This is a genomic window from Photobacterium lipolyticum (genome assembly GCF_003026475.1).
Taxonomy (GTDB): Bacteria; Pseudomonadota; Gammaproteobacteria; order Enterobacterales; family Vibrionaceae; genus Photobacterium; species Photobacterium lipolyticum.
The window spans coordinates 345636-358763 of sequence record NZ_PYMC01000001.1; the positions used below are offsets into that span (position 1 = coordinate 345636).

The 13128-nt window shown below is 45.9% G+C and carries 14 protein-coding genes and 1 tRNA gene; 1 reads left to right on the forward strand and 14 read right to left on the reverse strand.

Going from position 1 to position 13128, the window contains the following annotated elements; translation table 11 throughout:
* Positions 1–50 precede the first annotated feature (50 nt).
* Positions 51–138, reverse strand: a tRNA-Ser gene (locus C9I89_RS01460).
* A gap of 278 nt (positions 139–416) precedes the next feature.
* Between C9I89_RS01460 and C9I89_RS01465 the strand changes: the two genes are divergently transcribed.
* Positions 417–1004 (forward strand): UPF0149 family protein, encoded by a 588-nt coding sequence (locus C9I89_RS01465; protein WP_107281564.1) that lies wholly within the window; start codon positions 417–419, stop codon positions 1002–1004.
* A 107-nt stretch (positions 1005–1111) separates the two neighbouring features.
* On the opposite strand, the gene nadA is transcribed toward C9I89_RS01465, so the two are convergent.
* The 13 genes from nadA to ruvB all read right to left on the reverse strand — a co-directional run bounded on the left by nadA (position 1112) and on the right by ruvB (position 13126).
* Positions 1112–2173: a quinolinate synthase NadA gene (gene nadA, locus C9I89_RS01470; protein ID WP_107281565.1), complete on the reverse strand. Its 1062-nt coding sequence runs from the start codon at positions 2171–2173 to the stop codon at positions 1112–1114.
* Positions 2174–2342: 169 nt separating this feature from the next.
* Positions 2343–3095 (reverse strand): tol-pal system protein YbgF, encoded by a 753-nt coding sequence (gene ybgF / locus C9I89_RS01475; protein WP_107281566.1) that lies wholly within the window; start codon positions 3093–3095, stop codon positions 2343–2345.
* A gap of 15 nt (positions 3096–3110) precedes the next feature.
* On the reverse strand, positions 3111–3644 hold the full coding sequence (pal, locus tag C9I89_RS01480) for a peptidoglycan-associated lipoprotein Pal (protein ID WP_107281567.1): 534 nt from the start codon (positions 3642–3644) through the stop codon (positions 3111–3113).
* Positions 3645–3681: 37 nt separating this feature from the next.
* A complete protein-coding gene (gene tolB / locus C9I89_RS01485; RefSeq protein WP_107281840.1) occupies positions 3682–5031 on the reverse strand; it encodes a Tol-Pal system beta propeller repeat protein TolB in 1350 nt (449 codons plus the stop codon).
* An 11-nt stretch (positions 5032–5042) separates the two neighbouring features.
* Positions 5043–6077: a cell envelope integrity protein TolA gene (gene tolA / locus C9I89_RS01490; protein WP_107281568.1), complete on the reverse strand. Its 1035-nt coding sequence runs from the start codon at positions 6075–6077 to the stop codon at positions 5043–5045.
* 12 nt (positions 6078–6089) lie between these two features.
* A complete protein-coding gene (gene tolR / locus C9I89_RS01495) occupies positions 6090–6533 on the reverse strand; it encodes a protein TolR (protein WP_107281569.1) in 444 nt (147 codons plus the stop codon).
* A gap of 6 nt (positions 6534–6539) precedes the next feature.
* Entirely contained in the window at positions 6540–7226 is a 687-nt protein-coding gene (gene tolQ, locus C9I89_RS01500) for a protein TolQ (RefSeq protein WP_107281570.1), read from the reverse strand.
* Positions 7223–7630, reverse strand: coding sequence for a tol-pal system-associated acyl-CoA thioesterase (gene ybgC, locus C9I89_RS01505; protein WP_107281841.1), 408 nt, complete (start codon positions 7628–7630; stop codon positions 7223–7225). Before ybgC ends, tolQ begins: the two co-directional genes overlap by 4 nt.
* Positions 7631–7922: 292 nt before the next feature.
* Positions 7923–8225, reverse strand: a complete 303-nt coding sequence (ybgE, locus tag C9I89_RS01510; protein ID WP_107281571.1) for a cyd operon protein YbgE — start codon at positions 8223–8225, stop codon at positions 7923–7925.
* Positions 8218–8325 carry a cytochrome bd-I oxidase subunit CydX gene (cydX, locus tag C9I89_RS01515; protein WP_006233074.1) on the reverse strand — a complete coding sequence of 36 codons (108 nt, stop codon included), beginning with the start codon at positions 8323–8325 and terminating at the stop codon, positions 8218–8220. Before cydX ends, ybgE begins: the two co-directional genes overlap by 8 nt.
* An 11-nt stretch (positions 8326–8336) precedes the next feature.
* Complete coding sequence (gene cydB / locus C9I89_RS01520) at positions 8337–9473, reverse strand: cytochrome d ubiquinol oxidase subunit II (protein WP_107281572.1); 1137 nt, start codon at positions 9471–9473, stop codon at positions 8337–8339.
* A 16-nt stretch (positions 9474–9489) separates the two neighbouring features.
* A complete protein-coding gene (cydA, locus tag C9I89_RS01525) occupies positions 9490–11076 on the reverse strand; it encodes a cytochrome ubiquinol oxidase subunit I (protein ID WP_107281573.1) in 1587 nt (528 codons plus the stop codon).
* Positions 11077–12112: 1036 nt separating this feature from the next.
* Positions 12113–13126 carry a Holliday junction branch migration DNA helicase RuvB gene (gene ruvB, locus C9I89_RS01530; protein WP_107281574.1) on the reverse strand — a complete coding sequence of 338 codons (1014 nt, stop codon included), beginning with the start codon at positions 13124–13126 and terminating at the stop codon, positions 12113–12115.
* Between the last annotated feature and the right edge of the window lie 2 nt (positions 13127–13128).

Genomic DNA, 13128 nt, shown 5'->3' on the forward strand with positions numbered 1-13128 from the left:
CTAAACGACAGGCGTAAAAAAGCCAGCTATTAAGCTGGCTTTTTTGAATATGGCGGTGAGGGAGGGATTCGAACCCTCGATACGTTGCCGTATACACACTTTCCAGGCGTGCTCCTTCAGCCACTCGGACACCTCACCACAAATTGTTGTTGAACGCTGTGCGTCTCAACGCAGCGTACTATAGTGATCAGGAACTGTCAGGTCAACTAAATTCATTCAAATCAACATTATTTGTTCTTTTATTCAGCAAATTACACCACGTTCAACAAATAACGGCTGATGCCTACTGCTCAGGTTTAACCAGGCTGTTACAATATAAAAAATATTATTTATTCTGTAGCTATTCAAATCAGCGCGGACTCGTTTACGCGAAAAAAGATGAATAGTGACACGAACAAACGAATTGAGATTCTACTATGTCCTCACAACCATCTTCACAACTGAGTGCGTTACTTCAAGACCCAGAGCTGGCAGATCAGCTGTTATCAGAAGCACAAACCCGAGGTTTTGTTACCGCGATGGCTGCGGCCCCTCATCTTCTTGATCCATCTGAGTGGCTTGCTTTTCTATGGGGCGGGGATGAAATATCACCGTTTGCCAGCCATGAAGATCTTGAAGCTTATGCTAACGCTATCATTAATATTTGGAATGAAAGCCGTGAAGCACTACTTTCTGGTAGCTGGCAGTGGCCAGAAACGTGTTCACTCGATGACAAAGAGCTGGTGTCTGAAGATACCCGTGATTTTGCAGAAGGCATGTTACAAGGCTGGCAACTAACCCGTGATGACTGGGAAACCATCATGCCTGAAGACAGTGAAGATAATGCTCTGCTAGGCGGCGTACTGTTGTCTATCAGCTTACTGTATGATCCGGAAAATGCCATGATGGTGCTGGCTGAAGAAGGTGCCGATGGTCTTGCGCAGTTTGAAGAGATCTTCAACTCAGTACCCACGATGTTATGTGGTCTTACTCTGCGTGCACAGGGTTTGGTAACGTTGCACTAATCAATCATACCGATGACTTAAGTGCAATATAAATTACTGCCCGTGTACTGCATATAAAAATGGCGGCTCAATTGGCCGCCACTTCAGAAAAGATCCAAAGAGTACGCTTAAGCGTTACCTTTTACCTTAAGTTGTAATTCAGCCGCAAAATCGAGCATACGGTTCAACGGGATCAATGATTTCTCACGCAGAGACTCATCAACAAAGATCTCGTGTTTTTCACCGCCTTCTCTCAGTCCCAGCTCAATCGCTTTCAGGCCGTTCATTGCCATCCACGGGCAGTGGGCACAACTACGGCATGTTGCTCCGGCACCAGCCGTTGGCGCTTCCATTAACTCTTTTTCCGGTACCATTTGCTGCATCTTAAAGAAGATACCTTTATCAGTCGCAACGATTAACTGCTGATTGGGTAACTCTTTAGCCGCTTTAATCAACTGGCTGGTAGAGCCAACAGCGTCAGCCAAAGCAACAACGCTTGCGGGTGATTCCGGGTGAACAAGAATAGCGGCATCAGGGTACAGGGCTTTCATGTCACGCAAGGCTTTTGCTGAAAACTCGTCGTGCACCACACACTCGCCCTGCCACAACAGCATCTCGGCACCGGTTTGCTTCTGAATGTAAGCCCCTAAATGGCGGTCTGGCCCCCAGATAATTTTCTTACCTTCACTATCAAGGTGCTCGACGATTTCAAGTGCAATACTAGATGTTACCACCCAGTCAGCACGTGCTTTTACTGCGGCTGACGTATTGGCATACACCACAACGGTATGATCAGGGTGGGCATCACAAAACTCGGAAAATTTATCTGCCGGGCAACCTAAATCAAGCGAGCATTCGGCTTCGAGGGTCGGCATCAGTACCTGTTTTTCAGGCGTCAGAATTTTTGCAGATTCCCCCATAAAGCGAACACCACATATAATCAACGTTTTTGCCGGATGTTGATTACCGAAACGGGCCATCTCCAGAGAATCACCGACAAAACCGCCGGTTTCTTCTGCCAGGGCCTGAATTTCGGGATCGGTATAGTAGTGGGCAACCAAAACTGCATCTTTTTCCTTCAGCAGGCTTTTGATTTTCGCTCTATATGTCAGTTTCTCATCATCTGACAGTGGTACTGGCTTAGGTGGAAACGGATAAATCATTTCAGAGGGATCGAATGTTAAGCTCATGACTTCTTGCTCTATCAGCTGGTCCTTACTAATCCGGGTATTATACCCAAATCATCTTAAGATGCGAAATTCAGCGTATTCTCTGGGTGCTCAATTCGAACGAAATGCTATATACAAAAAGACCAGCGTAAAAGCTGGTCTTTATCAATTAATAAATGAATTCCGGTGATCACTTACCAAGCTTCTTCAGGTGACTTTCAGCCTGACGAGAACTGGTTGAATCCGGATACGCAGAGATAACTTCTTGATAGTATTTCTTCGCCTGCTCGGGCTGTTTGCTACGTTCGGCAATCACACCCAATTTCAGCATCGCATCCGCGCGTTTATTAGAATCTTTAACACTGGCAACCGCGGTAAAGTTTTCACTCGCTTCCTGCAACTGATTCTGGGTAAAGTACAATTGACCCAGCCAGTATTGTGCATTCGGCTTATAAGCAGACTCAGGATAAGCGGTTAAAAATTCATTGAAAGCTGTCACAGCACCGACATAATCCTTTTCTTTCAGAATAAGATTTACGGCCTTTTCATACGCTTCGTTTTCACTCACGTTGCTGGTATAAGTTTCTGAAGATGCTGATTTAGCCCCTACATCTTCAGCCTCTTTTTTCTGAGGCTGTCGACTTAATGAATCAACTTCGCGATATAGTTCGCGCTGACGCTCGAGCATCTGACTTAAATCATAGCTATTGCGTTCAACCAAACCCCGGAGTTCATCCATTTCAGATGCAAGCTGATCCAGCTGGCGCTGCATATCAAGCTGTACCTGATTACGAGATTCAAGCATCCGCTCCAATCGCTCAAGGCTGCTGCCTTGAGCATTATTACTGTTAAGTTCAGTAACCGGAGCAGGTGCGGCGACCACCTGGGTCGCCGCACCAACCAGCAACGCTAATGCAATATTTCGCATAATGTTACTGTTCATAATGTTTACCTGTTATTAGTAAACAAGAACCGCACGACGGTTCTTCGCATAGTCAGTATCAGTGTGGCCCAGAACTAGAGGCTTTTCTTCACCGTAGCTAACGATTGAGATTTGGCTAGCAGATACACCTAACGCTTGCAGGTATTTTGCGACAGCGCTTGCACGGCGTTCACCCAGTGCAATGTTGTACTCTGGAGTACCACGCTCATCAGCATGACCTTCAACGATAACTTTCATCTCAGTATTGCTGCTCAGGTATTCAGCGTGAGCTTCTAGCATTGCCTGAAAATCAGCCTGAATTTCTGCATTATCAAACTTAAAGTAAACAGTTTGATCTTGACGAAGCTCTTGGCTACGTAGCTCTTGCTCAGACAGTGAAGCTGAACCACCATCTACCGGTGTTGCCACTACAGTTTGCTCTGTACTAGAGCCCGTTGTAGATGTTTCGGAAGCAGCTGAACTATCAGTGCTTTCAGTTGAGCTACATGCTGCAAGCGTCATCATTGGCAGCGCAATTGCCAGACCCTTTAAAATTTTATTCAGTTGCATTTTATTTTTCCTTTCTTATCACTATTTACGGTGAACGTTATTGAAACGGCCCCCAGGATGGAGCACGCACACGCCCGTTCGTCGCAGGTAATCGTGCTTTAAAACGTCCGTCAATCGACACTAACGACAACTCATTAGATTTATTATTTACTGAGCTGTAGATAACCATGCCGCCATTAGGAGCAATACTTGGCGACTCATCCAAAAATGTTTTTGTTAAAATTTGAAGAGCACCGGTTTTCAAGTCTTGTTTGGCGATGTTGTACCCAGAATCTGACCTGTGCACCATCACCAGGTATCGACCATCGGGCGTCAATTGACCCCCAAGGTTTTGACTTCCCTGCCAAGTCAGGCGCTTAGTAAGACCGTCAGCTAAATTTACTCGATATATCTGAGGTTTACCACCTCTGTCTGACGTAAAGATCAAAGACTGACTATCTGGGTCCCAAAATGCTTCGGTATTATTGGCCCGGCCACGGGTAACCTGAGTCAGTTTTTTTGTTGCCAGATCTTTTACGTAAATCTGCAAACTGCCGCTTTTCGATAAGACCATTGCCAGTTTCTTTCCATCAGGAGAGAAACGCGGCGCACCATTATGACGCGGGAAAGAAGTGATCATTTCACGGGTACCTTTATAGATATCCATGATAAAGATCTGCGCTTGTTTGTTCTCGAAACTTACATAAGCTAATTTGCTGCCATCGGGTGACCAGGCCGGTGACATCAATGGCTGTTGCGATTTGAGTACCAGGCGCTCGTTAAAACCATCATAGTCAGCAACGCGCAGCTGATACGGGTACTTCGCCTTATCATCAATAACCACATAAGCAATGCGGGTTAAAAAGGCCCCGCGTTCGCCGGTTAATTTTTCGTATACCACATCAGATATACGGTGGGCGTATTGACGCAGGCGACTTTCCTTCACGGTGGCACGGTTATTCACTAACAGGTGATCTTTGGTCAGCACCAATTCGCCATTGCTTAACCCACGGCTGTCACCACTGGTTAGCTGACCGCGAACCAGATCAACTAATTGATAATTGATTACATAGTTACCATCCGCATTCAGGCTGATCTTGCCCGTGACTAAGGCATCGACACCCAGCGATGTCCAGGCCGTGTAATCAACCTGCTCTTCACTGTATGGCGTTTGCGGCATTTTACTGGTCGCAATCGGACTGAATTTACCGCTTCGACGTAAATCTGAAGCAATGACCGATGAGATATCGGTGGGCAGTTTGCCTTCCCCTTCCCATTGAAACGGCACCACGCCTATCGGGCGGGCTGAGTCAATGCCTTCGGTAATGACCAGTTCAAGTTCAGCTTGTGCGATTTGGCTAAAACTCAAAAGAGCAATACACAAGCCCATAATCCAACGTTTCATCAACAGCTCCTTCATCATTGTGGGCTTACAGTCAGTCTGATATTGCGAAGTTTCTCGATGACCAGGGGATCCTCCGGCATATTGAACTGGCTCACTTTCACCACCGCCGCTTTCGCCGCTCGGCAAACATTTGGATCCCCACCTTCATCTGATATATCTAATACCAACCCATTAACCGATAAGCGCATTTTCACAACGCACTCTCTTCCCAAAAAACTCTCGTCGATTAACAAATTTTGTTGTATCTGCTGCTTAAATATAGCCCCATAACGGTCAGCTTCATCACTTGCAAACTGACCGCGCGCCCCGCCTCGTTGCTCGTTTTCCGCTTCTAAGCCGGAAAACATGTCGTTAAGCGCAGCTTCTTGCTGACGCTGTAACTCTTTCGCTTCGGCAGCCTTTCGCTGAGCTTCCTTCGCTGCAGCTTCGGCTTTACGGGCTTCTTCGTCCGCTTTTTTCTTAGCTGCAACTTTCGCCTTGCGATCTTCTTCCGCTTTACGCGCCGCTTCCTCTGCCTTGCGTTGCTCTTCTACTTTTTTCTGACGTGCTAATTCAGCTTTACGTGTCGCTTCTTGTTTTGCTTTCCGGTCAGCTTCGGCCTTTGCGGCCTGCTGCTTGGCAACGCGTGTCGCTTCATCCGCCTTGCGTTTTTCTTCCGCCGCTTGCTTTTCCTCTTTTTCTTTTGCAGCAGCAACACGCTTACGATCGGCTTCGGCTTTACGGGTTTCTTTTTCCGCTTGTAGCTTATCGGCTTTCAGCTCCCGCAGACGTTGCTCTTCCGCTTTACGCTGCTTCTCGAGTGAGTCCGCTTGCTGCTCAAGCCGTTTTAGTCGATCTTGTTCTGCTTGTTTTGCGGCATTACGTTGCTGGCGGATCTTCTGAGCCTGCTGGTTAACCAGCGCAGGATCAACAACCACTGCTTTAATCGTATTGCCGTGTATTTTCGGTTTGTTCATGGAGAAGTCCGTTCCCCATAACAGCGCAGCTAAGAGTAACGCATGTAGACATAACGAAATGATGACGGCCATACTGTAATTATTCTTTTTCATCCAGCCGCCTGCCTATTGCTCTAATGGTTCGGTCATTAAGCCAACAGAACCAACCCCGGCCTGATTTAGGGCATCAAGTGTTTCAATGATAAATGAATACGGCACCCGGCCATCCCCCCCCACCATCACTGACGACTTAGGGTTAATTTGCAACTCGGCCTTAACCCGGGTTAATAGCTCTCTTTGTACTAAACCGCGGATCATGTCGCCATTATCGACGCTCAACCCCAAATTTCCGTCTTGATCAACTTCAACAATAATGGGGGCACCATCACTGTTCTCAGCCAGTTCAGCAGCTGTTTTAGCTGTTTGCGTCGACGGTAGTTCCACATCTACACCCTGAGTGACAAAAGGAGCGGTTACCATAAAGATGATCAACAGTACCAGCATTACATCAATGTAAGGGACGACATTGATTTCAGCCGTCATTTTTCGCTTCTTAGGCTGATAATTCATGGCTTATTACTCCTGACCGGCGGCAAATGCCTGACGGTGAAGAATACTTGAAAATTCTTCCATAAAGGTTGCGTAGGTATGTTCCAGTTTCGAGACCTGATTGGTGAGCTTGTTATAAAACATAACAGCCGGGATCGCGGCAAACAGACCCATCGCAGTCGCAACAAGCGCTTCGGCAATACCCGGTGCGACCATAGCCAATGTGGCTTGCTTCACCGCACCTAAGGCGATAAAGGCATGCATGATCCCCCAAACAGTACCAAACAGGCCTATATAGGGGCTGATTGAACCAACGGTTGCAAGGAAAGGCAGGCTGGTTTCCAGCTCATCGACTTCACGAGACAATGAAACGCGCATTGCCCGGCCCGTACCTTCCATCACGGCTTCCGGCACCTTGCCATTGCTGCGGTGCAGACGGGCAAACTCTTTGAAACCCGAATAAAAAATCTGTTCAGTTCCCATCAGGTTGTCTTTGCGCGCCTGAACTTCCTGATAGAGCTGTGAGAGATCAATGCCCGACCAGAAACGATCCTCAAAACGCTCAGCCTTGTTGGCGGCATTTGACAGTATCTGGGACCGTTTGATAATCATCGCCCAGGAAGCCACTGACATACCAAGTAGTATCAGCATAACGATCTTTACTAACAGGCTGGCCTGCAAGAAAAGATCTAGGATCGAAAGTTCAGCACTCACTTAGATATCTCCGACTTTATATTTTCTGGAATAGCGATGGGTTTCATTGTCACAGGATTGATACAGGCTACCCTAACCGTAGCTTTACACAAGATTTGACCGTCATTGTTTACTAAATCCTGACAAAATTCGATGGAAGCTTTACGTACGGCGTCAGCTTTAGTTCGTATGACAAGTTTTTCGTCTAATCGTGCGCCTTTGAGAAAATCAATATTCATATGGCGTACAACGAAGCTGGCATTGTCATCAAACATGCTTTGTTGGCTAACCCCTATGCTTCGTAATAATTCAGTTCGGGCACGTTCAAAAAATTTGAGGTAATTGGAGTGATATACCAAGCCTCCCACATCTGTATCTTCGTAGTAAATGGTAATGGGCCATTTAAATACGTTTTCTTCTGTCATTTGCATTCCACAATCATGGCATTAAGTTAATAGCAGGATTCACGGACTAAGCATTACTTACAAGCTATATTTACAAACTACGCTTTAAGCAACTTACTATACCTAACTTAATGAGGTTTATGAACTTTATCGGAAGTAACTTGACCTCTATCAGATAAAAAATACCCTACCCCGAATTCAAATCCTCATCATCTTTCATCCATCCTTCATTTCAATGAGCAATTATGTATAAAAAAACAGCCTACTGCAAAACGCAATAGGCTGTTTAATCTGTTACTAGTTGTGACAATGTTTAAAACACGCGCAACTGTAAGATGTAAATGAGGATCGGCATAGCGATATATGGCGTGAAAATGAGCTGCCAGTACCAGCGGCGAGGAATAAAACCCACACCGAAAATCATTGCTGCACAGGTCGACCAGATCAATGCCGTCGATATGATCGGGCCAAAACCGCCTATCGCCTGAGCAAAATGCGAAGGATCCCACATCACCAGACCTGCCGACAATAATGCCAGCAGCAAAGACAATGCGCGTAGCAGCGCATTATCCAGTGGTTGATGCAGTCTCTTTACCCAGAAGCTCAGGTTACTCACCTTTGTTATCCATATCTTCGGTTGTTTCAAGCCATAGGGCATTGATGATACCGAACGAACAGGCTAGCAGAACACCTAAAATCCAAGCGAAATACCACATAGTCTGTCTCCTTAGTACAGTGAAGTCTTGTTTTCTTCGATAAACTTGTTATCAAGACGGCCAAACATTTTGTAGTAACACCATATGGTGTAACTAAGGATGATAGGTACCATTACAAAGGCTACGCCTGTCATTATGTTCAGAGTGAGTTCGCTTGACGTTGCATCCCACATAGTCAGGCTATGACTTGGAACTAAGCTTGAAGGCATGATGAATGGGAACAGAGCAAAACCAAACGTCAGGATAATCCCCGCCATGGTCAGGCTTGAGGTTAGGAACGCAAAGCCAGCACGATTAGCGCGAGAAGCGATAACCGTTAGTAACGGCATGACTACGGCGACCAATGGTGCAGCCCACAACAGCGGATACGCATCAAAGTTAGCAAACAATGCACCAGACTCTCGCATAACTTCTTTTGCTAATGGGTTTGACGGACCATTCGTGATGATCTCAGACGTAATAACGAAACCTTCAATGCTCTGTGCCCAAAAACCTGCAATCGCAAAACAGACAGCCGTCACCAGCGCGGTGATTGGCGCAACATTACGCGATCTAACATGTAGCTCGTCAGTCGTTTTCATCTGTAGGTATGTTGCCCCCTGAGTGACAATCATCATCAGGCTAACAATACCGCAAAGCAGTGCAAACGGATTCAACAGACCAAAGAAAGAACCTTTGTAAGTCGGGATCAACAGATCACTTAGCTCAAAAGGAACACCTTGGAGCAAGTTACCGAAAGCAACACCAAAGATCACCGGCGGTACAAAGCTACCCACAAAGATCGCTTTATCCCATGCATCGCGCCATTTTGGTGATTCAATCTTCGAACGGTAATCAAAGCCTAGCGGGCGTAACCAAAGTGCTGCCAGCGTCAGTACCATTGCAAAATAGAAACCAGAGAATGCCGTCGCATAAACCAAAGGCCATGCGGCAAACAATGCCCCACCGGCGGTGATTAACCAGACCTGGTTACCATCCCAATGCGGTGCAATAGAGTTAATCATAACTCGACGTTCTGTATCTGTTTTACCAATCACGTTAGTTAAAATACCAACGCCCATATCAAAACCATCTGTCACAGCAAAACCGATGCAAAGCACACCAATTAGTACCCACCAGATGAATCGCAATACTTCATATTCAAACATTGCTTACTCTCCCTGACTACGCTTCAACCTGACGCGATACCACATTCTGCGGAGCATCATTTTGTTCAAAGTGATAACGACCTGTTTTCAGGCTGCTTGGACCAAGACGAGTGAACTTAATCATCAGGTACATTTCAGCAATCAGGAAGACAGTGTATAGCGCAATCATCGCAACGATTGTTGTGATAATCGCTGACGGTTCTAGATTAGATACCGCCATTGATACTGGCAGGATCTCACCGACAGCCCATGGCTGACGACCATACTCGGCAACGAACCAACCGGCTTCAACCGCAATCCATGGTAATGGAAGACCATACAGCGCAGCGCGTAGAATCCACTTCTTGTCCGTGATTTTATGACGACAGGTCTGAATGAACGCAGCACCAATAATGCCCAGCATCAGGAAGCCAGCACCAACCATGATCCGGAAGCTCCAGAATAGCGGCCACACTGTCGGGATGGAGTCATCTGCGGCTTGAGCAATATCTTCTTCGGTTGCATCAACCACGTTATCGGCATACGGCTTGAGCAGGAAGCCATAACCAAGATCGTGTTTCACATCATCGAATGCTGCAACGTTTTCAGGTGAGCGATCGCCATTACGTAGTTTATCTAACAAACCGTAAGCAACCATACCGTTACGAATACGTACTTCGTGCTCTGCTTTCAGATCGCGCAAACCCGTAACTTCGGTGTCAATAGATCGCGTCGCGATAATACCCATCAGATAAGGGATCTTAACCGCATAATCTGTTTCCATGGTTTCCTGATTAGGCAGGCCAAACAGGGTAAAGGCAGCGGGTGCTTCTTCGGTGTGCCATTCAGCTTCAATCGCAGCCAGTTTGGTTTTCTGTACATCACCCAACTCATAACCGGATTCATCACCCAGAATAATAACCGATACAATCGATGCCATACCGAAAGATGCGGCAATCGCAAACGAACGACGGGCAAAAGGAATATCACGGCCTTTAAGTAGGTAGTAAGAGCTGATACCAAGAACGAACATTGCCCCCGTTACGTAACCCGATGCAACCGTGTGAACGAATTTCACCTGAGCAACCGGATTTAGAATAACCTCAGCAAAGCTCACCATTTCCATACGCATGGTTTCGAAGTTAAATTCGGCACCCACTGGGTTTTGCATCCAGCCGTTAGCAACCAAGATCCACAGAGCGGAGAAATTAGAAGCAATCGCCACCAGCCATGTTACGGCAAGGTGTTGACGCTTAGACAGACGGTCCCAACCAAAGAAGAAAAGACCAACTAGGGTGGATTCCAGGAAGAACGCCATTAAGGCTTCGATTGCCAGCGGGGCACCAAAGATGTCGCCGACATAGTGAGAGTAGTATGCCCAGTTTGTTCCAAACTGGAACTCCATGGTCAGGCCAGTACTTACACCTAACGCAAAGTTAATACCAAAAAGTTTACCCCAGAACTTGGTCATGTCCTTGTAGATTTGCTTTCCAGTCATTACATAGACTGATTCCATGATGGCAAGCAGGAACGCCATCCCCAGAGTCAGTGGTACGAACAAAAAGTGATACATCGCAGTTAATGCGAACTGTAACCGCGATAGTTCGACGATATCAGTGAACATTGAGAACTCCTTTTTTCGTCAGGCTGACTGACGACAGTACGAACAGTGTACCGATTATTGGGCTTAGCAAAAAAACGTAGCCTATATCACTTTTATTGGAGCAAAACTGCAATTTGGGCCAACTCCCTGGCAGTCATCTGATAAATCAATGATTCCACCCGTGTTGCAGTTATGTGCCAGATTAGTTGATTTATTGTTAAGCTACAGCTAATAAAGTCATTGCTAATATTACTGGTATTATGCGCCCACAGCAAAGGATTTATCGCACAATTTGCTTTGATGAAGATCAATAAACCCTGCTCGGTTTTTAATCAGTGTCGTTTAGATTGATATAAATCAAATTCCGCAACACACCTCAAGCTAATCTGTAAGTCGCAAAAAGACAGCTTTTTTCAAAATTAAATCACCAGGTCAACAGACATTCATATTCTATTATTCATTGTTCACACCCTTTATGGTTACTGTTAGAAAAAGAATGGAAAAATACCCACCACCCCCTTTCAACAACTGTATTAAATCTACACAATAACCTCAAAAACATTAACTTAACCAATTTACCAACCAAACCAAATGGATTAGATTTTCTAATAAAAAAACGCAAAAATTATTGCTTTCGCCCATCATAAAAACATCTATAATCAGCATCAGAAACAGGTTAAGCCGCCCAGACAATAAAACAGTCTCTTAGGCGGGTTGTAAACGGTTTCCCCAACATGACCTAAATAGATTGAGGAAGTAGTTATGGCTCGTATTTTTGAAAAAATCATCACTCTGTACCAACCATGCTTTGTTGAGTTGTACAAACGTGCCTATTAAACAGTACGTATATTTGTGATATTCAGACCAGCTTAAGCGGGTAGTATTTGAAAAATAACGCTGACGCTTAGCTTATGCCCCACCTGAATTGTCATTATTTTGTAAACAACACATACGATAAATGGCAACTTAGCAAAAAATAGCCCACACAAATAAAAAACGAGGCCAGTTGGCCTCGTTTTTTTACATTTGCGTTACCTGCACACATAACTGACTGGTATTAGCGCGCTTCGGGTATATCTAACCCAAAGTGTAAATAAGCACGGTGGGTAGCAATCCGTCCTCTTGGGGTACGCTGCAGGAATCCCTGCTGGATCAAGTACGGCTCAAGTACATCTTCGATGGTATCTTTCTCTTCACCGATTGCCGCAGCCAGATTATCCAGCCCTACCGGCCCGCCCATGAATTTATCAATGATGGCCAGTAACAGCTTACGGTCCATATAATCAAAGCCACTGCTATCGACGTCTAACATATCTAATGCTTTAGCCGCGGTATCCGGACAGATATGGCCATTGCCTTTCACTTCGGCATAGTCACGTACCCGGCGCAGTAAACGGTTAGCGATACGTGGTGTGCCACGGGCACGCTTAGCCATTTCCATTGCCCCCTCTTCTTGCATTGAGAGTCCCAGACAATTTGCACTTCGCTTCACAATGTCTTTTAAATCTTCGACTTTGTAATATTCCAGACGCTGTGTAATACCAAAGCGATCGCGTAACGGTGACGTCAGCGAGCCGGCCCGAGTGGTTGCGCCAATTAATGTAAACGGCGGTAAGTCAATCTTAATAGATCGCGCAGCCGGCCCCTCACCAATCATGATATCCAGCTGATAGTCTTCCATGGCCGGATACAACACCTCTTCGACCTGAGGACTGAGACGATGGATCTCATCAATAAATAGCACATCATTAGGCTCAAGGTTCGTCAGTAATGCCGCTAAATCTCCAGCTTTTTCTAATACCGGGCCCGAAGTAGTACGGATATTCACCCCCATTTCGTTGGCAACGATATTCGCTAATGTTGTTTTACCGAGGCCCGGTGGACCAAAAATCAATAAATGATCGAGGGCTTCTTCACGGAGCTGTGCCGCCTTGATGAAGATTTCCATCTGGCCACGCACGTGATCCTGCCCCTGATAATCATCAAGTAGCTTCGGACGAATCGCACGATCAATAACCTCATCGTCGCGGCTTTCGAATGTATTTGATATTAATCGATCTGCTTCAATCATTA